The 22,502-nt window shown below is 64.8% G+C and carries 19 protein-coding genes; 11 read left to right on the forward strand and 8 right to left on the reverse strand.

What is annotated here, in order from left to right; translation table 11 throughout:
* Nucleotides 1–18: 18 nt before the first annotated feature.
* The 9 genes from algG to J5X93_RS21860 all read left to right on the forward strand — a co-directional run bounded on the left by algG (nucleotide 19) and on the right by J5X93_RS21860 (nucleotide 10,592).
* Nucleotides 19–1,581, forward strand: coding sequence for a mannuronan 5-epimerase AlgG (gene algG, locus J5X93_RS21820; protein ID WP_182816359.1), 1,563 nt, complete (start codon nucleotides 19–21; stop codon nucleotides 1,579–1,581).
* 13 nt (nucleotides 1,582–1,594) lie between these two features.
* The gene (locus tag J5X93_RS21825) at nucleotides 1,595–3,040 is read left to right on the forward strand and encodes an alginate O-acetyltransferase (protein ID WP_182942310.1); all 1,446 of its coding nucleotides are present in this window, start codon (nucleotides 1,595–1,597) and stop codon (nucleotides 3,038–3,040) included.
* A 7-nt stretch (nucleotides 3,041–3,047) separates the two neighbouring features.
* Complete coding sequence (locus tag J5X93_RS21830) at nucleotides 3,048–4,154, forward strand: mannuronate-specific alginate lyase (RefSeq protein ID WP_043207417.1); 1,107 nt, start codon at nucleotides 3,048–3,050, stop codon at nucleotides 4,152–4,154.
* 122 nt (nucleotides 4,155–4,276) lie between these two features.
* Nucleotides 4,277–5,734: an MBOAT family O-acyltransferase gene (locus tag J5X93_RS21835; RefSeq protein ID WP_070576265.1), complete on the forward strand. Its 1,458-nt coding sequence runs from the start codon at nucleotides 4,277–4,279 to the stop codon at nucleotides 5,732–5,734.
* A 10-nt stretch (nucleotides 5,735–5,744) separates the two neighbouring features.
* Nucleotides 5,745–6,902, forward strand: coding sequence for an alginate O-acetyltransferase (locus tag J5X93_RS21840; RefSeq protein ID WP_250033973.1), 1,158 nt, complete (start codon nucleotides 5,745–5,747; stop codon nucleotides 6,900–6,902).
* A 13-nt stretch (nucleotides 6,903–6,915) separates the two neighbouring features.
* Complete coding sequence (locus J5X93_RS21845; RefSeq protein WP_043207413.1) at nucleotides 6,916–7,563, forward strand: alginate O-acetyltransferase AlgF; 648 nt, start codon at nucleotides 6,916–6,918, stop codon at nucleotides 7,561–7,563.
* A 33-nt stretch (nucleotides 7,564–7,596) separates the two neighbouring features.
* Entirely contained in the window at nucleotides 7,597–9,051 is a 1,455-nt protein-coding gene (locus J5X93_RS21850) for a mannose-1-phosphate guanylyltransferase/mannose-6-phosphate isomerase (RefSeq protein ID WP_043207412.1), read from the forward strand.
* A gap of 161 nt (nucleotides 9,052–9,212) precedes the next feature.
* Entirely contained in the window at nucleotides 9,213–9,677 is a 465-nt protein-coding gene (locus J5X93_RS21855; RefSeq protein WP_043207411.1) for a hypothetical protein, read from the forward strand.
* Between the two features lie 90 nt (nucleotides 9,678–9,767).
* Nucleotides 9,768–10,592: an SDR family oxidoreductase gene (locus J5X93_RS21860; protein WP_250033975.1), complete on the forward strand. Its 825-nt coding sequence runs from the start codon at nucleotides 9,768–9,770 to the stop codon at nucleotides 10,590–10,592.
* A 113-nt stretch (nucleotides 10,593–10,705) separates the two neighbouring features.
* On the opposite strand, the gene J5X93_RS21865 is transcribed toward J5X93_RS21860, so the two are convergent.
* From J5X93_RS21865 to J5X93_RS21880, 4 genes are all read right to left on the reverse strand, one after another.
* On the reverse strand, nucleotides 10,706–12,145 hold the full coding sequence (locus tag J5X93_RS21865; RefSeq protein ID WP_182942308.1) for an efflux transporter outer membrane subunit: 1,440 nt from the start codon (nucleotides 12,143–12,145) through the stop codon (nucleotides 10,706–10,708).
* Complete coding sequence (locus J5X93_RS21870; RefSeq protein WP_043207407.1) at nucleotides 12,142–13,203, reverse strand: HlyD family secretion protein; 1,062 nt, start codon at nucleotides 13,201–13,203, stop codon at nucleotides 12,142–12,144. Before J5X93_RS21870 ends, J5X93_RS21865 begins: the two co-directional genes overlap by 4 nt.
* Before the next feature lie 27 nt (nucleotides 13,204–13,230).
* Complete coding sequence (locus J5X93_RS21875; RefSeq protein WP_043207406.1) at nucleotides 13,231–14,772, reverse strand: MFS transporter; 1,542 nt, start codon at nucleotides 14,770–14,772, stop codon at nucleotides 13,231–13,233.
* A gap of 215 nt (nucleotides 14,773–14,987) precedes the next feature.
* Nucleotides 14,988–15,896 carry a LysR family transcriptional regulator gene (locus J5X93_RS21880; RefSeq protein WP_043207404.1) on the reverse strand — a complete coding sequence of 303 codons (909 nt, stop codon included), beginning with the start codon at nucleotides 15,894–15,896 and terminating at the stop codon, nucleotides 14,988–14,990.
* A 179-nt stretch (nucleotides 15,897–16,075) separates the two neighbouring features.
* Between J5X93_RS21880 and J5X93_RS21885 the strand changes: the two genes are divergently transcribed.
* On the forward strand, nucleotides 16,076–16,525 hold the full coding sequence (locus tag J5X93_RS21885) for a universal stress protein (RefSeq protein WP_102081615.1): 450 nt from the start codon (nucleotides 16,076–16,078) through the stop codon (nucleotides 16,523–16,525).
* Nucleotides 16,526–16,605: 80 nt separating this feature from the next.
* Here the strand turns inward: J5X93_RS21885 and J5X93_RS21890 are convergent, their stop codons facing one another.
* The 4 genes from J5X93_RS21890 to J5X93_RS21905 are packed head-to-tail and all read right to left on the reverse strand — an operon-like array spanning nucleotide 16,606 to nucleotide 21,367.
* Nucleotides 16,606–17,466 (reverse strand): efflux RND transporter periplasmic adaptor subunit, encoded by an 861-nt coding sequence (locus tag J5X93_RS21890; RefSeq protein WP_043207398.1) that lies wholly within the window; start codon nucleotides 17,464–17,466, stop codon nucleotides 16,606–16,608.
* A 10-nt stretch (nucleotides 17,467–17,476) separates the two neighbouring features.
* A complete protein-coding gene (locus J5X93_RS21895) occupies nucleotides 17,477–17,677 on the reverse strand; it encodes a DUF1656 domain-containing protein (protein WP_043207396.1) in 201 nt (66 codons plus the stop codon).
* A complete protein-coding gene (locus tag J5X93_RS21900; RefSeq protein ID WP_102081613.1) occupies nucleotides 17,667–19,844 on the reverse strand; it encodes an FUSC family protein in 2,178 nt (725 codons plus the stop codon). The genes J5X93_RS21895 and J5X93_RS21900 overlap by 11 nt, the downstream gene beginning before the upstream one ends.
* Nucleotides 19,841–21,367 carry an efflux transporter outer membrane subunit gene (locus J5X93_RS21905; protein WP_090346832.1) on the reverse strand — a complete coding sequence of 509 codons (1,527 nt, stop codon included), beginning with the start codon at nucleotides 21,365–21,367 and terminating at the stop codon, nucleotides 19,841–19,843. Before J5X93_RS21905 ends, J5X93_RS21900 begins: the two co-directional genes overlap by 4 nt.
* A gap of 180 nt (nucleotides 21,368–21,547) precedes the next feature.
* Between J5X93_RS21905 and J5X93_RS21910 the strand changes: the two genes are divergently transcribed.
* Nucleotides 21,548–22,489, forward strand: a complete 942-nt coding sequence (locus J5X93_RS21910) for a LysR family transcriptional regulator (protein WP_043207389.1) — start codon at nucleotides 21,548–21,550, stop codon at nucleotides 22,487–22,489.
* The last annotated feature ends 13 nt before the right edge of the window (nucleotides 22,490–22,502 follow it).

The raw sequence follows: 22,502 nt of genomic DNA on the forward strand, positions 1-22,502 counted from the left end.
GCCCGGGAGAGGACACTCATGAACCTTCACCCGCATTTTCGCCATGGCCTGCTGGCCAGTGCCCTGCTGCTGGCCAGCAGCGGCCTGGCCTATGCCGAGCCGGTCAAGCCGGTGGTCAAGGAATTGCAGCAGGCCAAGACCTACACGGTCTCCAGCGCGCCGATCGAGCCGTTGCAGATGGACCCGCCCAAGCTGCCCGACCTCTCCGGCTACACCGCCGAAGCGGTTCAGAAAAAGCTCGACCGCAGCCATAAAGGCAAGGTCAGCGTGCGCCGCATGCTCCAGGAGGAATCGCTCAAGGAGTTCATCGGCGGCGACAACAAAGGCGCCGAGTGGGTTCGTCGCCAGCAGGGCATTCCCCAGGCGATCTTCATCGATGATGGCCATGTGGACCTGGTGCAGTTGAGCAAGCAGGTGCCCAAGCAGTACCTGCGCGAAACCGAGCCGGGCGTGTACCTGGCACGCCTGCCGATCGTGGTCGGGCGCAAGGGCGTGCTGGAGATCAATGGCAAGGTCAAGGAACTGCGCCTGTCCCAAGAGGGCGGGTCATTCCTGATCAACGACGGCAAGCTGTTCGTCACCGACACCCAGGTCACCGCCTGGCGCGAGAAGGACAACGGCCCCGCCACCTTCCGCAAGCCGGACGAGTTCCGTCCGTTCCTGTTGTCCTGGGGCGGTACCGAGACCTACATCGTCAACAGCAAGATGGCCAGCTTCGGCTACGCCAAGTCCAAGTCGTATGGCGTCAGTATCTCCCAGTACACGCCGAACATGGCCAAGCGCATGGGCCGTCCGGAACCTACCGGCTGGATCATCGGCTCCGAATTCAGCGACATGTGGTACGGCTTCTATTGCTACGAGACCCAGGACTTCGTGATCAAGGACAACACCTATCGCGACAACATCGTCTACGGCATCGACCCCCACGACCGCTCGCACCGCCTGATCATCGCCGGCAACACTGTGTACGGCACCAAGAAAAAGCACGGGATCATCGTCTCGCGTGAGGTCAACGACAGCTGGATCATCAACAACAAGAGCTACGACAACAAGCTCTCCGGCGTGGTCCTGGACCGTAACAGCGTCAACAACCTGGTGGCCTACAACGAGATCTACCGCAACCACACCGACGGCATCACGCTGTACGAAAGTGGCGACAACCTGATTTACGGCAACAAGCTGCTCAACAACCGCCGCCACGGCATCCGCGTGCGCAACAGCGTGAACATCCGCCTGTACGAAAACCTCGCCATGGCCAACGGCCTGGTGGGCGTGTACGGGCACATCAAGGACCTCTCCGACACCGACCGCGACATCGCCCTGGACCCCTTCGATGCCAAAGTCTCGCTGATCGTGGTCGGCGGTGAACTGGCGGCCAATGGCTCCGGTCCCCTGTCGATCGACTCGCCGCTGTCGGTCGAGCTCTACAAGGTCTCCATGCTCGCCCCGCGCAAGGCCAACGGCATCAGCCTCAACGGCGTGCTCGGCGAGCGCCAGGACGAAATCCTCGACCTGCTGGTGCGCCAGCAGAAGGCCGTGCTGATCGACCCGGTCGAACGCCAGACCGAAATGATCGATTAAGGAAGCCCAGACCATGACTCCGCATCTGATGAAACTGCTCGGCTTGTCCGCCGCCCTCCTGGCCATCAGCCAGGGCGTGCGCGCCGCCGATGTGCAGGCCCCGAGCTTCACCGCCGAGCCTTGCTGCCAGCTGTGCCCAGAGGCCCACGACGCCAGCCGTTACGTGACCCGCTACCAGCAGAACTTCACGACTCTGGTCCAGGCCAAAGGCGACTGGCTGTTCCGTACCCGCGAAGACCTGCGCACCGAATTCAACACCACCCCGGCCGGCTACAAACGCCTGCAACAGGTACATGACGCGTTCAAGAAACGCGGCGTGGAACTGGTGCTGGTGTACCAGCCAACCCGTGGCCTGGTGAACCGCAACATGCTCAACCCCGCCGAGAAAGCCGCCTTCGATTATCAAAAGGCGCTGGGCAACTACCAGGCCATGCTCAAGCGCTTCGCCAGCATGGGCTACAACGTGCCCGACCTGTCGCCGCTGACCAACGAGCAATTGGCCGCCGCCGACCAGGGCAAGGACTTCTACTTCCGCGGTGACCAGCACTGGACGCCCTACGGCGCCGAGCGCGCGGCCAAGATCGTGGCCGACACCGTACACAAGATGCCAGCCTTCGAAGGCATCCCGCGCAAGGAATTCGAAACCCACAAGTCCGGCCGCATGGGCAAGACCGGTACCCTGCACAACGTCGCCGGGCAACTTTGCGGCACCAGCTATGCGGTGCAGTACATGGACCAGTTCGCCACCGAGCCCAAGGGCGGTGCGAGCGATGGCGACGACCTGTTCGGCGATTCGGGCAATGCCAAGATCACCCTGGTCGGCACCAGCCACAGCGGCAAGAACTACAACTTCTCGGGCTTCTTGCAGCAGTACATCGGTGCCGACGTGCTCAACGTCGCCTTCCCCGGTGGTGGCCTGGAAGGTTCGATGATCCAGTACCTGGGCAGTGAAGAGTTCAAAAAGAACCCACCGAAGATCCTCATCTGGGAGTTCTCGCCGCTGTACCGCCTGGATCAGGAAACCATCTGGCGCCAGATCCTCGCCTTGCTCGACGACGGCTGTGACGACCGTCCGGCCCAGATGAGCGCCAGCGCCACCCTCAAGCCCGGTAAGAACGAGCTGATGGTCAACGGCAAGGGCGGTGTGATCAAAGACCTGATCAACCGCAATCACCAGCTGGACATCAAGTTCGAGGACACCTCGGTAAAGGTCCTGCAGGCCACCCTCTGGTACCTCAACGGCCGCCACGAGGACATCAAGATCGAGAAGCCGGAAACCTCCGACACCGACGGCCGCTTCGTCTTCCAGATGCGCGAAGACGAGGACTGGGCCAGTCAGAACCTGCTCGCCCTCGAGATCCAGGGGCCGGAAACCGGCACCCAGAAAGTCGAGGCCAAGCTGTGCAAACGCAACAACTTCGCCGGTCATGCGCAGAACACCGCGCAGGCCGGCCAGTGAGGCGACCATGAACCCATTGCGCACAATCACCGCACCTGCCCTGCTCGCCCTGGCCCTGTTCGGCCCGGCCGCGCAGGCCGGCAGCCTGGTGCCGCCACAGGGCTACTACGCAGGCATCGAGAAGCTCAAGAAAGGCGACGGCAACTTCCGCTGCGAACCGGCGCCCAAGCCCTACACCGGCCCCCTGCAGTTTCGCAGCAAGTACGAAGGCTCCGACGGTGCCCGTGCGACCCTGAACAAGGCGTCCGAAAAGGCCTTCCGCCAGTCCACCGAGGACATCACCACGCTCGAGCGTGGCGTCAGCAAGATGGTCGGCCAGTACATGCGCGATGGCCGCCCGGCCCAGCTCGACTGCGCCCTGACCTGGCTGGGTACCTGGGCGCGGGCCGATGCGCTGGCGTCCACCGACTACAACCACACCGGCAAGTCGATGCGCAAATGGGCGCTGGGCAGCATGAGCGGCTCGTGGCTGCGCCTTAAGTTCTCCAACTCCCAGCCGTTGGCCGCGCACCAGGCCGAGGCCGAGCTGATCGAGAAATGGCTGGCGCGCCTGGCCGAACAGACCGTGCGCGACTGGAGCGACCTGCCGCTGGAGAAGATCAACAACCACAGCTACTGGGCGGCCTGGTCGGTGATGGCCACCGCCGTGGCCACCGACCGGCGCGACCTGTTCGACTGGGCGGTGAAGGAATACAAGGTCGGCGCCAACCAGGTGGACGAACAGGGCTTTTTACCCAACGAGCTCAAGCGCAAGCAGCGAGCCCTGGCCTACCACAACTACGCCCTGCCGCCGCTGGCGATGATCGCAAGCTTTGCCCAGGTCAACGGCGTGGACGTGCGTGGCGAGAACAACAACGCCTTGCAGCGCTTGGCGCAACGAGTGCTCAGCGGGTCGAAGGATCCGAGCGCGTTCAAGACCCGCAACGGCGAGAAACAGGACATGCACGACCTGAAGATCGACAGCAAGTATTCGTGGATGGAGCCCTACTGCAGCCTCTATGCGTGCAGTGGCGACACCCTCCAGCGCAAGCGCGGCATGCAGCCGTTCAACAGTTTCCGCTTAGGCGGAGACCTGACCCGGGTCTACGACCCGAGCGCAGAGAGCAAGAAGTGACACGACACCCTGTGGGAAGCGGGTGAACCCGCTCCCACAGGGCCTAGGTATCTCCCACTTTCGAGTGGGGGGTTTGGGGGGCGCTGTGCCCCGGATGCTGTGAACAAAAAAGGAGAACCGGGATGGTCTTCTCGTCCAACGTGTTCCTGTTCCTGTTCTTGCCGATCTTCCTCGGCCTGTATTACTTGAGCGGGCAACGCTATCGCAACCTGCTGCTGTTGATCGCCAGCTACATCTTCTATGCCTGGTGGCGGGTGGACTTCCTGGCACTGTTCGCCGGTGTCACCCTGTGGAACTACTGGATCGGCCTCAAAGTCGGCGCCGCGGGCGTGCGTACCAAGCCGGCCCAACGCTGGCTGCTGCTGGGTGTGGCAGTCGACCTGGCGATTCTGGGCTACTTCAAGTACGCCAACTTCGGCGTCGAGAGCCTCAACGCGATCATCACGTCGTTCGGCCTGGAACCGTTCATCCTCACCCATGTGCTGTTGCCGATCGGTATCTCGTTCTACATCTTCGAGTCGATCAGCTACATCATCGACGTGTACCGCGGCGACACCCCGGCCACGCGCAACCTGATCGACTTCGCGGCATTCGTGGCGATCTTCCCGCACCTGATCGCCGGCCCCGTGCTGCGTTTCAAGGACCTGGTCGACCAGTTCAACAACCGCACCCACACCCTGGACAAGTTCTCCGAAGGCTGCACCCGCTTCATGCAGGGCTTCATCAAGAAAGTGTTCATCGCCGATACCCTGGCGGTGGTCGCCGACCACTGCTTCGCCCTGCAGAACCCGACCACGGGCGATGCCTGGCTGGGCGCACTGGCCTACACCGCGCAGCTGTACTTCGATTTCTCCGGCTACAGCGACATGGCCATCGGCCTGGGCTTGATGATGGGCTTTCGCTTCATGGAGAACTTCAAGCAGCCGTACATCAGCCAGTCGATCACCGAGTTCTGGCGGCGCTGGCACATCAGCTTGTCGACCTGGCTGCGTGATTACCTCTACATCACCCTGGGTGGCAACCGCAAAGGCACCTTCAACACCTACCGCAACCTGTTCCTGACCATGCTGCTGGGCGGGCTTTGGCACGGCGCCAACTTCACCTACATCATCTGGGGCGCCTGGCATGGCACCTGGCTGGCCATCGAGCGCGCCCTGGGCATCGACACCAACCCGCAGCGCTTCAACCCGATCAAGTGGGCGTTCACCTTCCTGCTGGTGGTGGTTGGCTGGGTGATCTTCCGCGCCGAGAACCTGCACGTGGCCGGCCGCATGTACGGCGCCATGTTCAGCTTCGGTGAGTGGCAATTGTCGGAACTCAACCGCGCCCAGCTCACCGGCCTGCAGGTCGCGACCTTGGTGGTCGCCTACGTCACCTTGGCGGTGTTCGGCCTGCGCGACTTCTACCGCAACGCCAAGCCCACGCCCAAGGCCACCCCGGTGCAGATCAACGCCGACGGCTCCGTGGGCCTGGACTGGACCCGCGTCATGACCCGCGCCCTGGTCCTGCTGCTGTTCGTTGCCTCGGTGCTCAAGCTCTCGGCGCAGAGCTACTCGCCGTTCCTCTACTTCCAGTTCTGAGGACAGGACCATGAACCGGACACTACGCATCACCTATTCCCTGTCGTTCCTGGGCCTGCTGACCGGGCTTGGCGCCTGGTCGGTGGGCGGCCTTGAAAGCTTCAACCGCACCGAGCAGATGACCCTGCTCAACGGCAAGCTGGCCAAGGCCGCCGAGACCCACTACGACGAGCAGTTCCCGATCAAACGCATCGGCACCAACCTGTGGGCGGCGCTGGACTACAAGCTGTTCAACGAAGGCCGCCCGGGCGTCGTGCTGGGCCGCGAGCAGTGGCTGTTCAGCGATGAGGAGTTCAAGCCCACTGCAGGCGCCGAGCAGCTGATGCAGGAGAACCTGGCGCTGATCCGCGGCGTGCGCGACACCCTGCAGCGCCAGGGCACGCAGCTGGTGCTGGCGATCGTCCCGGCCAAGGCGCGGATCTATTCCGAGTACCTGGGCAAGGACCAACCGGCCAGCCTGCACGAGAACCTGTACCACCAGTTCCACGCCCAGGCCCGCCAGGCCGGAGTCTTCGCTCCGGATCTGCTCGCGCCCCTGGAGCAGGCCAAGGCCCGTGGCCAGGTGTTCCTGCGCACCGACACCCACTGGACGCCCATGGGTGCCGAGGTCGCGGCCCAGGCCCTGGCCGAGGCGGTGTCGCGCCAGAGCCTGCTCAATGGCGACCCGCAGGCGTTCATCACCGAAGCCGGCGCCACCAGCCCCTACAAGGGCGACCTGACCAACTTCCTGCCGCTGGACCCACTGTTCAGCAACCTGTTGCCCTCACCGGACAACCTGCAGCAACGCAGCACCCGTCCGGTCGAGGCCGAAGGTGAAGCAGGCGACGCGCTGTTCGCCGAAACCCGGATCCCGGTGGCGCTGGTCGGTACCAGCTACAGCGCCAACCCGCACTGGAACTTCCTCGGCGCCCTGCAGCAAGCCTTGCGCAGCGACGTGGCCAACTACGCCGAAGACGGCCATGGCCCCCTGCTGCCAATGCTCAAGTACCTGCAGAGCGACGCCTTCAAGGACGCTCCCCCGCAAGTGGTGGTGTGGGAATTCCCCGAACGTTATCTGCCAATGAAGAACGACCTCAGCGCCTTCGATCCGACCTGGATCGCCCAGCTGAAGAACACCCGCAAGACCGAAGAAAACCTGGCCCTGTCGTCCAATCGGACGGTTCACTGAAGAGGACATCAACATGACCAACAAACCTTCCTTCGCTAAAGCCTTCACCCTCGCTGCGGGCCTGTCCCTGCTCTCGCTGCAGGCCCTGGCCGGCGCCGATGCGGCGCTCTATGGCCCGAGCGCGCCAAAAGGCTCGACCTTCGTGCGCCTGTACAACGCCTCCTCCAGCCCTGCCGCGGCGTCGGTGGGCAACACCCAGATCAAGCCGGTCGGCGCCCAGGCCAGCAGCGACTTCAGCTTCCTGCCCGGAGGTGACTACACCGCCCAGGTCGGCGGCAAGAGCGTCCCGGTCAAACTGGCCGCGGACAAGTACTACACCTTGGTCAACAACGCTGGCGGCAGCCCGCAACTGATCGAAGAACCCCCGTTCAAGAACAAGCAGAAAGCCCTGGTGCGCGTGCAGAACCTGAGCGACCAGTCGCTGACCCTCAAGACTGCCGACGGCAAGACCGAAGTGGTCAAGCCTGTGGCCGCCAAAGGCCGTGGCGAGCGCGAGATCAACCCGGTCAAGGTCAGCCTGGCCCTCTACGAAGGCGACAAGAAAGTCAGCGACCTCAAGCCGGTCGCCCTCGAGCGCGGTGAAGCCGCGGTGCTCTATGTCACAGGTTCCGGCAGCAACCTGTCGCCGGTCTGGGTCACCCGTCCCGTTGCCAGCAACTGATTCAAACCCCTATCGACCTTTTGGAGAAACATCATGATTCCGGTAATTCTTTCTGGTGGTAGCGGTTCGCGTCTGTGGCCTCTGTCGCGCAAGCAGTTCCCCAAGCAGTTCCTGGCCCTGACCGGTGAGCACACCCTGTTCCAGCAAACCCTGGAGCGCCTGGTGTTCGAAGGCATGGACAGCCCGATCGTGGTCTGCAACAAGGACCACAAGTTCATCGTCCAGGAGCAACTGGCCGCACTCAACTTGCAGACCCAGGGCATCCTCATGGAGCCCTTCGGTCGCAACACCGCGCCTGCGGTGGCCATCACCGCGATGAAGCTGGTCAACGAAGGCCGCGACGAGCTGATGCTGGTGCTGCCGGCCGACCATGTGATCGAGGACCAGAAGGCCCTGCAACGCGCCCTGGCCTTGGCCACCGTGGCCGCCGAGCGCGGCGAGATGGTGCTGTTCGGTGTGCCGGCGACCAAGCCTGAAACCGGCTATGGCTATATCCGCTCCAGCCAGGATGCCCTGCTGCCCGAGGGCGTGGCGCGCGTGGCGCAGTTCGTCGAGAAACCTGACGAGAAGCGCGCCAACGAGTTCGTCCGCGCCGGCGGTTACTTCTGGAACAGCGGCATGTTCCTGTTCCGCGCCAGCCGCTTCCTCGAAGAGCTGAAAAAGCACGACCCGGACATCTACGATACCTGCCTTCTGGCCCTGGAGCGCAGCGACGAACAAAGCGACGTGCTGAGCATCGACGCTGCGACCTTCGCCTGCTGCCCGGACAACTCCATCGACTACGCGGTGATGGAAAAGACCCAGCGTGCCTGCGTGGTACCGCTGTCGGCCGGCTGGAGCGACGTGGGTTGTTGGTCGTCGCTGTGGGAAGTGCACGAGAAAGACGACAACGGCAACGTCACCAAGGGCGACGTGGTGGTGCAAGACAGCCACAACTGCATGATCCACGGCAACGGCAAGCTGGTGTCGGTGATCGGCCTGGAGAACATCGTGGTGGTCGAGACCAAGGACGCCATGATGATCGCCCACAAAGACAAGGTCCAAGGCGTCAAGCAACTGGTCAACACCCTTGACCAGCAAGGCCGCAGCGAGACCCAGAACCACCTGGAGGTATACCGCCCGTGGGGCTCGTACGATTCGGTGGACATGGGCGGACGCTTCCAGGTCAAGCACATCACCGTCAAGCCGGGCGCGAGCCTGTCGCTGCAGATGCACCACCACCGCGCCGAACACTGGATCGTGGTGTCCGGCACCGCCGAGGTGACCTGCGACGAGAACGTGTTCCTGCTCACCGAGAATCAGTCGACCTACATCCCCATCGCCTCGGTCCACCGCCTGCGCAACCCAGGCAAGATCCCGTTGGAGATCATCGAAGTACAGTCCGGCAGCTACCTGGGCGAAGATGACATCGAGCGCTTCGAAGATGTCTATGGCCGCACCTCGACGCCAGTGGAACGCGGCATCTCGATCAAGACCATTGCGCAGTAGAGCGGCTCGCCGCTAGCGGCAAACTGCAAGAAAAAAGCAGGGCGGCGTGAACCGACCATTCGGATTCACCACCGCCCTGCTTTTTTCTTGTGGCTTGCCGCTTGAAGCTTGAAGCTCGCAACTCCAAGATACCCAAATCCTCGAAACGGAATTTGGACGACATGCTCATTGGCGCCCTGCTCATCCTCACCTGGCTGGTTCTGCTGCTGCGCTACCCGGCCAAGGCCTTGCCGATTTCCCTGGCGGCGGTGTTCGGCCTCGGGTTGGTGGCACTCGGGGTGGTGTGGCAGGACAGTCGCGAAGCCTCGCAGCTGGCGCGCCTGGACCTGCGCCTGAGCTACGCCCCCGACAAGTGCCCTGCCGATCGCACCTTGCAGGTGCACATGAAGAACGGCAATTCAGTGCCCCTCACCGAACTGCGCTGGCGCGTCGCCGCCTATGCCCCAGGTGACACCGTCAACCTGGCCGAGAACACCTACAACGCCCCGCGCTACCGAGGCCCCGGCGAGCTGCAACCGGGCGCCGAATGGACCGACTGCCTGCCCCTGCCGCCGCTGCGCAGTGGGTACCGGCCGCAGACATTGGAATTTCGTGCCGAACATCTGCAAGGTACATTCGCCAACTAATGTGTTGCCGGTGTCGAGCCGTTCGCGAGTAACCCGCGAGGGAGCCGACACAAGTTCATATCCATCCCCTCTGCCAACAGGCCTGAACCCATGCCCACCGTCCTGATCACCGGTTGTTCCAGCGGCATCGGCCGCGCCCTGGCCGACGCCTTCCGCGATGCCGGCCACCACGTGTGGGCCACCGCCCGCAAGCCCGAGGATGTCGAACGACTGGCCGCCGCAGGCTTTGCGGCGCGGCAGTTGGATGTCACTCACCCCGATGACCTGGCGCGTCTGGCCGACGAGCTGCAGGACCGCCATGGTGGTCTGGACATCCTCATCAACAACGCCGGCTACGGCGCCATGGGGCCCCTGCTCGACGGTGGCGTCGAGGCCATGCGCCAGCAGTTCGAGACCAATGTCTTTGCCGTGGTCGGGGTCACCCGCGCGCTGTTCCCGCTGCTGCGTCGCAACCGGGGCCTGGTGGTGAACATCGGCAGCGTGTCGGGTGTACTGGTCACCCCGTTCGCTGGCGCCTACTGCGCCTCCAAGGCGGCCGTGAATGCCCTGAGCGATGCCCTGCGCCTGGAGCTCGCGCCGTTCGGCATTCGCGTGATGGAAGTGCAGCCCGGAGCCATCGCCTCGCAGTTCGCCGACAACGCTCAACGTGAAGCCGAAGGGGTGCTGGCGGCGGATTCGCCGTGGTGGCCGTTGCGCGATTACATCCAGGCGCGGGCCCGAGCTTCCCAGGACAAACCCACGCCAGCCGCGGTGTTCGCCCAAGGGCTGTTGGCAGCGACCCACAAGCGCCCGACGCCTGCCGTGGTACGCCTGGGCAATGGCAGCACGGCCCTGCCACTGCTGGCCCGGCTGCTGCCCCGGCGGTTGCTGGACAAGGTGCTGCGCAAACGCTTCGGGTTGCTGCGCCCACTCTGATACGGCGCAGCGCCTTTCGCGGCTACCCCCCGCCCACAGGTGCCCTGCGGCCCTTGAAAGCCACAGTACCTGTGGGCGCTGGCGAAGCCTGGGACGGGCCGCATAGCGGCCCCTTAGGCCTTCTCGTCGAACGCCTGCCAGCCACCGCCCAGGGCTTTGTACAACCCCACCAGCGCCTGGGACACTGCCGCCGAACTATCGATCCACTGCTCCTCGCTGGCCAGCAGCGCGCTCTGCACGGTCAGCACATTGAGAAAGTCCACCGCCCCTTCCACGTACTGTCGCTGGGCCGTCTCCAGCGCGACGCGGTTCTGTCTCACCGCCTCGGCCAGATGATCGCGACGCAACTGGCTGGCGTTGTACAACCGCAGCACATCGTCGATCTCATGCCAGGCACTCAGCACCACCTTGCGGTAATTGAGCGCCGCCTCCTGCTGCTGCGCCTCACGCAGCTCGAGCGTGCCTTTCAGGCGCCCGCCTTCGAAGATCGGCAACGACAACTGCGGGCCGAAGGCGAAACGCCTGGCATCCCACGCACCGAAGTCGGACAGCTGCATGGCCTGCAAGCCCACGCTGCCGGAGAGCCGAATGCTCGGGTAGAAGTCGGCCTTGGCCACGCCGATGCTGGCGGTAGCCGCGTGCAGCCGCGCCTCGGCCTGGCGGATGTCAGGACGTCGCTCGGCGAGCGCTGACGGCAGGCCGATGGCAAAGCGCTGCTGCGGTGTCGGCAAATCGCCAGGGGCCAGCAACTCGCTTTGCAGGCTACGCGGAGGTTGCGCGGCGAGCAGGCTCAGGGCGTTGATCAGGTCGTCGCGGCGCGCCTCCAGCGTGGGCAAACGCGCCTCGATCGACGCCACCTGGGCGCTGGCCTGGGCCACGTCCAGGCGCGTAGCGACGCCTTCGGCCTGACGCTCCTGGGACAGCTTGAGGCTATGCCGGGCGACCTTGAGGTTGTCCTGGGTGACTTCCAGGGTGTGCTGCACCGCGCGCAACTGGATGTAATCACCTGCCGTTTCGGACAACAGCGCCAGCAGTACGCCGCGCCGGTCGTTCTCGGCCACTTGCACCGAAGCATCGGCCGCCTCGACCTGGCGACGTACCCGTCCCCACAGGTCCAGTTCCCAGCCTGCGACCAGATCGCCCTGCCATAGATTGAAGGCAGACTTGCCCGCTTTGCCAGACGGGTCGTTCAGGCCTTCGGCGCTGTTGCGCGCGCGGCTGTAGCCGGCGTTCACATCCACCGAAGGCACCTCGTCGGCCGCCACGGTGCTGCGCAAGGCGCGGCTTTGCAGCAGGCGCGCACTGGCCATCTGCAGGTCAAGGTTACGTTCGGCGACGCGCTGGATCAGCGCGCTCAGACGGGCATCGTGGAAGCTGTCCCACCAGCGCAGCTCCAGCGGCTCGGCGGTCGGCTGACTTGCCGCCGCCTCGCCTTGCAGCTGCGCCCAGGCCTGGGGCGCCTGGCTCTCGGGGCGCTTGAAATCCGGCCCGAGGGTGCAGCCGGCGAGCATCACCGCCAGCAGCAGAGGGCTAATGCGTGTTACCGCCTTCATCGCGCGCTCACCGCTTTGCCATCGAGGGTGTCGCCGTCGGTGTCGATGGTCGCCACCACCGACATCCCCACCCGCAGGCGCTCGAGCAGTGGCTGGCCATCATCGAAGACGATCTTCACCGGAATACGCTGCACCACCTTGGTGAAGTTGCCGGTGGCATTGTCTGGCTTGACCGCGGCGAAGGTGACGCCGGTGGCCGGGGCGATGCTCTGCACATGGCCGTGCAGTTTCTCCCCGGAAAAAGTATCGACACTGATGCTCACCGGCTGGCCCGGCTGCACGTGAGTGAGCTGGGTTTCCTGGAAGTTGCCCACCACGTAGGCCTGCTGCAGCGGCACCACCGAGAGCAGACGCGCGCCCGGATTGACGTACGCACCGATGCGCAGGGCACGCTCGCCGACCATGCCATCCACCGGCGCGGTGATGCGGGTGTAGGACAGATCCAACTGGGCTTTCTCAACGCCAGCCTCGGCACGCTTGAGCTGGCCCTCGGCGCTCGCCACCTGGGCCGTGAGGATGTCCACCTGCTTGCGCGTGGCGACCAACGCCGCCTGGGCGTTGGCCAGACGCGCGCGGGCCTGCTCGACACGGCTGCGCGCCTGCTGGGCGTTCTGCACGGTACCGGCGCCCTGCTCTGCCAGGCGGCTGTAGCGGGTCACTTCATGATCGGCAAAGGCCATTTCGGCCTGGGCGGCCTTCACCGCCGCTTCGGCCTGGGCGATCAACGACGCCTGACGCTCGAGGGTGGCGCGAGCATCGGCGCTCTGCGCCTTGGCCACCAGCAATTGGGCTTGGGCGGCGTCGAGGGCCGCGCGGTAGTCGCGATCATCGATGGTCGCCAGCAACTGGCCGGCGCTGACCTGCTGGTTGTCTTCGACCAGCACTTCCTTGATGAAACCTGGCACCTTCGGCGCGACTACGGTGTAGTCGGCGGTCACATACGCATCGTTGGTGCTTTGCCGGTGATCGCTGCCCAGCATCCAGGGGGTCACCAGGGCAGCCAGCACGGCCACGGCGAGCACCGAGCCGATCACGAGTGTCTTGCGGTTGTTGGTCATTTCTACAGTCTCGAATTCATCCAGGCGTCAGGCCACCGCACGCGGTGGGTAGATCCGGGTAGGCACGAAAGGAATCAGGCAGATCAGGGCCACGGCGACACCGGCCATGACCAGGTACAGGTCGGCCGAAGTCAGCACTTGGGCTTGTTCGTGGAGGCGCCGGGCCAGGCCTGCCGCCTGGTCATCGACCAGTGGCGCGTTGCCCAGGCTGTCCACCAGATGGTTGGAATGAAAATGCCGACGCACGGTGCCCAGGGCGTCCAGCAGCCCGGTGGCGATCACCGAGGCCAGCCCCTTGACGGTGTTGAACCAGCTGGAGGCGAACGGGCCTTCCTGGGGCGTCATGCCATTGGTGGAGAGCATCAGCAGCGGCAGCACCGACATCGGCTGACCGAACACCTGCAGCAGGTAGAAGGGGTAGAAGTCGCCGCGGATCCATTGCGAAGTCAGCAGGCTGCTGCCCACGCAGGAGACCGCCAGCATCCCCAGGCCCAGCGCCAGCACCCAGCGGCAGTCCACCGCACGGATGTTGCACAGTGCTGCCGTGAGCGGCAGGGCGATCAGTTGCGGCATGGCCACCAGCATCATCAACGGGCTGGTCTGCGCCGGGCGATAGCCCTGGATCTGCGCCAGGTACGCCGAAGGGATGCTGCCCACGCCCGAGAGCACGATCAGCACGCCGGCCAGTGTCACCAGGGCAAAGCTCAGGTTGCGCCGCGTCAGCAGGCGCAGCTGGAAGAACGGCAGTGGCTCGGACCATTCGTTGTACATGAACAGCACCAGCAGCAGCACGCCACCACCGAGCAGCCAACAAATCAGCGGCGAATCGAACCAGCCCCAACGATCGCCCAGGGACAAGCCCAGGACGATGCAGCTGATGGCCGGCAGGCCGAGCACCACGCCCCGCCAGTCGAATTGCTTGAAACGCTCCAGACGCAGCGGGTCCTGGGGCAAGCCCCAGCCCACGCAGAACATGGCCAGACCCGACGGCAGGATGATCTGCCAGAACGCCCACTGCCAACCGACATATTCCGTCCACAAGCCCGCCAATGGCGTGCCCAGGTTGGGGCCGAAGGTCGCGGTCAGGGCATAGCAGGCCAGGCCATAGATCTTGATACCCGGGGGCAGAAAGCGCAGCGCCACGGTCATCAGCATCGGCGGTAAGGCCCCCGATGCCAGGCCCTGGACGATGCGCAGCAGCATCAGGCTGTGCAGATTGGGCGCGAAGGGCTGGACCAGGCCTAGCACGGCGAACAGACCGGTCGCGCATAACGTGAAGCGGCGCAGGGAAAAGGTGCCGGCCATCCAAGGCGCGAAGGCCATGGCCGAGACCGAGGCGGCCGAATACACCGCCAGCAGCCAGGCGCCTTCATCGGCGCCGATGCCCATGGCGCCGCGGATGTCGGCCAGGGAAATCTTCGTCACCGCCTCATTGAGTCCGGCGCAGAGCACCGCCAACAACACGCCGAACAGCCCGACCACCACCCGCAGGCCGAACGCCGTCTGCACCGGTGCTGCAGGCGCCGGAGCGGCGACAGGCACGGCGGAAGGCGCGGACAGGGAACTCATGGACAGACATCTCCAGCAACAAATTCAAGGCAGGAGGGAAGTCTAAGAAGGTCGAATGCTGACGAAAACTGACTTATTGGCAGGTTTATGTTGCACCAGACGCAATCGACACAACTGTTAGTGGGGAAGCCGCCGCGCCCCACATATGACCCGCTCCCGCAGGGATCTGCGGTGATCGCGGGCTCGTTGCTCCGATTGATCCGCGAATGGCCCCGTCAGGGATCGACGCTGCAGCAGGCCTTGAGCGTCTGACGCAACCAACGATGGGCCGGGTCGTTCTGAAAGCGCGGGTGCCAGGCCTGCATGACGGTCACCTGCTCCAGCGGCAGCGGGATCTGGAACGAGCGCAGCGGCAGGCCCAGCTTGTTCACGCTGTTGAGGATGTTGGCCGGCATCGGCAGGATCAGGTCGGAATCCGGCAGCGAGAACATCGCCGAATGAAAGCTCGGGGTGATCAGCGCCACGCGCCGCTGGGCCTTGAAGTTGGCCAGTTCCACATCGATCGGCCCGTTAGCCCGGCCGCGTCGCGACACGCTGATCTGCGGGTAGGCGGCAAAGCGCTGCGGGGTGATCTGGGCGTCGAAGATCGGGTGGTCGCGGCGCGCCAGGCCAATGTATTCGGTGTGAAACAGGCTCTGCACCTTGATCTCCGGACCCAACTCCACGGTCGAGCTGATGATCAAATCGGTGCGCCCGTCGCGCAGCACGCTGTCGTCATCGCCACCCGGGCTCTCGGGCACGAACCTGAGCACCGTGCGCGGCGCCTGCTCGTGCATCATGCGCAACAACTGGGCGCCGTACAGGGCGATGAACAGGTCGTTGGTGCGGATGTTGAAGGCCCGCTCGAGGTTCGGCAGATCCACCTCATCGCCACTGCGAAACACCTGCCCGGCCTGCTCGACCAAGGCCGAGACCTGCTCGCGCAGGGCCAGGGCTCGGGGCGTGGGCACCAGGCCACGGCCAGCGCGCACCAGGATCGGGTCGCCCAGGGCATCGCGGATCCGCCCCAGGGTGCGGCTCATCGCGGCGGGGCTGAGGTTCATGCGCTGCGCCGCGCCGACCACACTGCCCTCATCGAGCAGGGCATCGAGGGCGACGAGCAGGTTCATGTCGGGCAATTGCATGGGCCGTTTTCCGTGACAGCTGTGGGAAAGGACATCTTATCAGGCCGGATGGTTGCGTCTGGCGCAATGTCCCCGTGCGTGGTGGGCCATTTATCCAACGCGATGAACGATCAAGAATGGTGCGCACAGCTTCGCGGGTGAACCCGCAACAAGGCCACCACCGAACCGAAGGAACCTCCATGCCCCGCCCGGTCCTGATCGCCATCGACGCCTCCCCTGCCACCAGCGCCCTGCTCGACCTCGCCCAGCGTTACTGCCGGCCCGGCGAGCACGAACTGCACGTGCTGCTGGCCATCGACACGACCTTCGCCGTGCACGATCACCCGATGGCCTACACCGAAGAGGAACAGCAGGAGTATCCGGCCGCCTGCGAAGAACAGCACCTGGCAGACCAGGCTGTGGCCACCGCGGTACGTGCGTTGCGCAAGGCCGGTTTCAGCAGCCATGGCTGCATGGTCGCCGCAGAGCCCGTCGAGGCCATCGTCGGCAAGGCCAGGGCGCTGGAATGCGAACTGATCATCATGGGCCACCGCCATCTGTCGCGGCTCGGGCGGCTGCTGGATCCATCGATCAGCGCGAAGGTGATCGACCGGGTGCAGGTTCCGGTGTTGGTCGGGGCGGCGGGATAAGCCAACAGGCTCGGTGCTGCCACCGACGCATTCGCGGGTGAACCCGCGAATGCGTCAGGAGCCTCAATGCCGAATTCGGATCAGCCCTCGCTCGGCTTGACCACCACCGTGCAGGTGGTCCCCGCCGCCAGCAAAAAGCCTTCCGGCACTTGATCGATATGAATGCGCACCGGCACCCGCTGGGCCAGACGCACCCAGTTGAAGGTCGGGTTCACGTCGGCGATCAGCTCGCGGCTCTGCGGGTTGTCGCGGTCGTAGATGCCGCGGGCGATACTCTCCACATGCCCCTTGATGCGCTCGCCGCTCATCATCTGCAGTTCGGCCTGGTCGCCCACCTTCACGTGGGGCAGCTTGGTCTCCTCGAAGAAGCCATACACCCAGAACGAGTTCTCATCCACCACCGCCATCACCGCCTCGCCGGTGCGGGCGTAGTCGCCCTTGTGGATGTTGAGGTTGGTGACGTAGCCATCGACCGTGGCAATGATCCGCGTGCGCTTGAGGTTGAGTTCGGCGGCCGCCAGTTGGGCCTGGGCCTGCTGGTAGTCGGCCAGCGCGGCGCTTGCGATGTTGCTGGCGTCGTCGCGGTTTTCCTTGGAGATCACCAGGTTGTCCAGGTCGGCGCGGCGCTTGGCGTTGACCTTGCGCATCTCCCACGTGGCCTTGCGCGAGGCGACCAGGGCCTTGGCTTGGTCCACCGCCAGCTGGTAGTGCTCGGGGTCGATCTGGATCAGCAGGTCTCCCTTCTTCACGCGTTGGTTGTCCTTGACTGGCACGTCCACCACGTAGCCCGGCACGTCAGCAGCGACGTTGATGATGTCGGCGCGCACCCGGCCGTCACGGGTCCAGGGGGTGGTCATGTAGTGCAGCCACAACTGGCGACCGATCACCACGGCGCCCGCCAGCACCAGCAGGGTGGCGATCAGGCTGAAGAATTTTTTCATCGAAGGATTCTCACCAGTAGACAGACAGCGCCATGGCGCCGAAGAGGCAGATGAACAGGCACAGGCGCAGCAGCGCCGGGTGCCAGAAGAAGCGGTAGCCGTCATGGCTTGCGATGAAGCGGTCCAGGCCCCAGGCCAGGCCTGCGGCGAACAGGAACATCAAGGTCATGGTGGGCATGTACACGCCATGGAAGGCGATTTCACGAGGCATGGTGCAATCCTTTGGCCGGAGCCAGGGGCGACTTGGGGTCGAGCAGGGACGTACGAATGAAATGCAGGTAGCTCTGCACCCGACGCAACACCGAGGTGTCGAAGTGCCGGGCGAATGGTTCGTCGGTGGCCTGCACGCGGCTGATGGCATGGTCAACCGCCACCAGGGCGCGTTCGTGGTTGCTGGCGTTGGGCTGCAGGAACAGCCGCGCCAAGGCCCGGCCCATCACGCGGATGGCCTGGCGCCAGGGCTGGCTTTCGGCATAGGCCGGGTGGATCGGGGCGCGCACCTGTTCCTTGCGCAGCTCGATGATCGCGTGGCCGATTTCCAGGACAGTGAACATCCAGCGCATCAGCTCGCTCTGCACCTGCGGCCGGCCGGCAGCCAAACCGTAGGCCTGGTGCAGCAGGTCGCGGGTACGGCTCTCGAACGCCGAGCCCAATCCGCGCAGGCGACCGGTGATGGCGAATAGCACTTGCTCACGCAGGTCCTGCTCCAGGCGGCTCCACAGCCAACGGCTGTTGGGCGGCAGGATGATCGCCCCGGCGGCGGCGCAGACCAGCATGCCGATGACCATGCCGATGTAATCGTTGATGAACACGTAGGGGTCGTACACCGTCAGGTTGTTCGGCACCGAGCCGATGGCGAAGAACACCAGCAGGCCGATCCCGTAGCCAGCATAGGCCGGGCGCGAGGACAGAAACGCCCCGAGCACGAACACCGGCGCCAGCACCATGCACAGCAATGGGAAGCCATCGATCCAGGGGAAGACGAAGAAGGTCTCGAAGAAGCCGACGAAGGCGCCGATCATCGTTCCGCACGCCATCTGGAACGACATGCGTTTGGGGTTCGGCGAGGCAGCCGACAGCCCAACGGTGACTGTCGCGATCAGCGTCATCATGGCGCCGCTTGGCCAGTCGCTGAGTAGCCAGTAGCTGCCAAGCAGCAACAGCACCGCCGAGGCACGCACGCCGGCGGCCAGCGACACCAGCCAGCTGGTCTGGGCCACGTAGGGCTCGTCCCACTGTTCGCGCTCGTGCCTGTGGGCGGCGAGCGAGGCGTGGGTCTGGGCATAGCTGTACATCTCGTCGACGAAGCGGTACAGCAGCTCGAAGGCGGTGTGGAAGTCGAGCAGGTCCGACTCGCTGGGCTCGGTCTCGAGGTAGTCGGCGCGCAGGCCGCGCACCTGGGCTTGCAGCCCTTCCTTGTAGGCCGCCAGCTCCAGGGTCAGGCGCAGCGCATCGGCGTCGGTCAGGGCGCGGCCCACATAGGGGTCGAGCAATTCGGCAAGGGTCGCCAGGCCCGGCTCGATGGCCCCGACGATCTGCAACGGCCCACGGGCGCGCAGGCGCTCCAGCAGACTGTGCAGGGCGTTAAAGCGGGTGGTGATGGCCATGAACTCGCTGTTCATGCGCACCAGCCGGCCCGAGCGCCTGCGCATGTGCGGGTCTTCGAAGGCGGTGACGTTGCGCAGACTCTCCAGGCCCACGGCCTCGGCGATGAAACGCACGTTGCTGCTTTCGTAGCGGTCCGGCTGGCTGTCGCCACGCAGGGCCTCGACCACCACCCCGGCGAACACGCCAAAGCGTTGGTACAGGGCGTTGCGCATGGCGGCGCTGGCCGACTGGGGCAGGATCGCCGCGCTGACCAAGGTCGACACCAGGATCCCCAGGGAGATTTCCAGCACCCGCCACACCGCCGCCATGAACGCTTGGTCGGGGTGCTGCAACACCGGCAGGCCGATCATCGCCGCGGTATACCCGGCCAGCACGAAACCATAGGCCTGGAAGGTGCGGTAGCGCATGGCGCCGGCCGAACACAGGCCGACCCACAACGCAAGGCTGGGCAGGAACAGCTCGGTGTTCTGCGGAAAGAGCGCGACCAGCGCGACCATCATCGCCGAGCCCGCCAGGGTACCGAGCACCCGGTAGAAGCTTTTGGCGAACACATGCCCGCTCTGTGGCTGCATGACGATGAACACGGTGATCATCGCCGTGCGCGGTTGCGGCAGCTCCAGACGCATGGCCAGCCACAAGGTGATGAAGGCGGCTGCCAGGACCTTGAAGATGTAGACCCAGGTCACCCCGTCGGTGCGCGCCCAGGCAAAGAAGCCCCGGCGCCATTCCAGGCTCTGCAGCCAGCGCAGGGGCAGGCTCGATGTGCTCATTCGGCGTGGCTCGGCGTGTCGAAAATGGCCAGGGTCGCAGGCGTTTTCGGCGCCACCTGGCGTTGCTCGTCTGGTACGTCCTGGCCGGCCTGTAGCCCACCACCGAGGGCGGTGACCAGCTCGGCATGGGCGCTCAGGCGCGCGGCCTGGACCTGCTGTTGGATCTGCTGCTGACGGAACAGCAGGGTCTGGGCGTTGAGCACATTCAGGTAATCGGTCAGCCCGCGCTGGAAGGCGACCATGGCGATGTCATAGGTCTTCTGCGCGGCAGCCACGCTCTGTGCGGCGAAGTGCGACTGCTCTTTCATCGACTCGCGGCGGATCAGCTGGTCGGAGATGTTCTTCAGCGCACCGACCACGGTTTCGTTGTAGCGCGCCACCGCCATGTCATAGCCCGCCGATGCCACGCCCAGTTGCGAGCGCAGGCGACCGCCGTCGAAGATCGGCAGGCTGATGGCCGGGCCCACGTTGTAGTTGAACTTGCGCCCGGTGAGAAACTCCAGCGGGCCACCGCCGGTGGCCATGAAGCCCAGACTGCCGACCAGGTCGACGTTGGGGAAGAAGCCCGCGTGAGCCACATCGATGCCACGAGCCTGGGCCGCCACCTGCCAGCGGCTGGCGACCACATCGGGGCGCTGGCCGACCAGTTCGGCGGGCAGGTTCGACGGCAGCTTCAGCGGTGCGCCAAGGCTCAGGGTGGGGCGTTGGATCTGCGCGCCCTCCCCCGGCCCCTTGCCAGCCAAGGCGGCCAACTGGTTGCGAGTCAAGGCGATCTCTTCGTTGAGGCTGTCGAGCTGACGATGGGTTTCAGGCAAAGGGGCCTCGGCCTGGCTGACCTCGAAGTGCGTGCCTAGGCCGCTGTCCAGACGCCGCTTGGCCAGGGCGAGGATCTGCTCCTGCTGCTCCAGCTCGGCCTGGACGATATCGCGCTGGGCGAAGTGCAGACTCAGCTGGATGTAGGCGCGCACCACGTTGTTCTGTAGCTCCAGCTGGGCCTGGCGGGCTTCGGCAACGCTCATGTGCGCCTGGTCCACGGCCTGCTCGCTGGCATTGCGCTCACGGCCCCAGAGATCCAGGGCGTAGCTCAAACCGATGGCGGCGTTGTTGTCCCAGGTGTTGGCCCCGGACAGCGCGCCAGGGCCATAGAACTGATCTTCCGGCCAGTTGTGGCGCTTGAGGGTGGCCTGGCCGTTGGCCTGGAGCTTTTCCGCCGACTCGATCACACCGGCCATGGACTTGGCCTGGCGCACCCGCGCCGCAGCCATGGCCAGGGTCGGGCTGCCGCTCTGGGCCAGCTCGACCCAGCGGTCCAACTGCGGGTCGCCATAGGCACGCCACCACTGTTGCGCCGGCCAATGGGCGTCGGTGGCAGCTTCGCGGATCGCGTCGTCGGTGGTCAGGGTGTTGGCTTGCAGCGTCTTGCTTTGCGGGGCGATGCCCCAGGTTCCGATACAGCCGCTCAAGGTGAGGCTAAGGGCACAGGCACTGAGCGCATTCAGCGCTCTGATGATGCGACGCGGCACAGCTGCGATTTCCCGAGGATGAGGTGAAGAGGCCGGGCAATTCTAGGGGGCGGTCGCACTGGCGATAAGCGCATATTCCTGCGAATCTTTGTTACCAAAACAGTGATAATCCGGCTTTAGTCTGAAGACCGTTTTGGTTACTTCATGTCACAATTTTGTCCTCTACCTTGAGAGTGACCCATGGACACCCTGCAAAACATGCGTGCTTTCAGTTGCGTAGCCCAACTCGGTAGCTTCACTGCCGCCGCGGCGCAACTGGATACGACCACCGCGAACGTCTCGCGGGCGGTCTCCAACCTGGAAGCCCATCTGCAAACTCGGCTGCTCAACCGCACCACCCGACGCATCGCTCTGACCGAGGCGGGCAAGCGTTACCTGATGCGCTGCGAACAGATTCTCACCTTCGTCGAAGAAGCCGAGGCCGAAGCCAGCGATGCCCACGCCCGCCCGGCCGGGCAGTTGAAGGTGCATTCGATGACCGGCGTCGGCCAGCACTTCGTGGTCGATGCCATCGCCCGCTACCGTGAGTCGCACCCGGACGTGACCTTCGACCTGACCATGGCCAACCGCGTACCGGACCTGCTCGACGAGGGCTATGACGTGTCCATCGTGCTGGCCAGCGAGCTGCCGGATTCCGGCTTCGTCTCCCAGCGTCTGGGCATCACCTACAGCATCGTCTGCGCCTCGCCCGAGTACGTGGCCAAGCACGGCACCGCGCACAAGCCATCCGACCTGCTCAAGCATTCGTGCCTGCGCATGGTGAGCCCGGTGATCCCACTGGAGAAGTGGCTGTTCGACGGTCCGGAAGGCCAGGAGGTGGTCAACATCACCAGCTCGCCGTTCCAGGTCAATTCGGCCGACGCCATGAAGACGGCGATCCGCAGCGGCATGGGCGTGGGCGTGCTGCCGATCTATTCGGCCATCGACGGCCTGCGCGACGGCAGCATCGTGCGGATCATGCCCGACTACCGTCTGCAGGAGCTGAACCTCTACGCAATCTACCCCTCGCGCCAGTACCTGGATGCCAAGATCAAGACCTGGGTCGAATACCTGCGCAACTCGCTGCCGGAAATCCTCGCCGCCCACGAGGCGGACCTGAAGATCCACGAGAGCGGTCGCTAACCGCAAGTTTCAA

It is taken from the genome of Pseudomonas sp. BYT-1 (assembly GCF_023611805.1).
GTDB classification, from domain to species: domain Bacteria; phylum Pseudomonadota; class Gammaproteobacteria; order Pseudomonadales; family Pseudomonadaceae; genus Aquipseudomonas; species Aquipseudomonas guariconensis.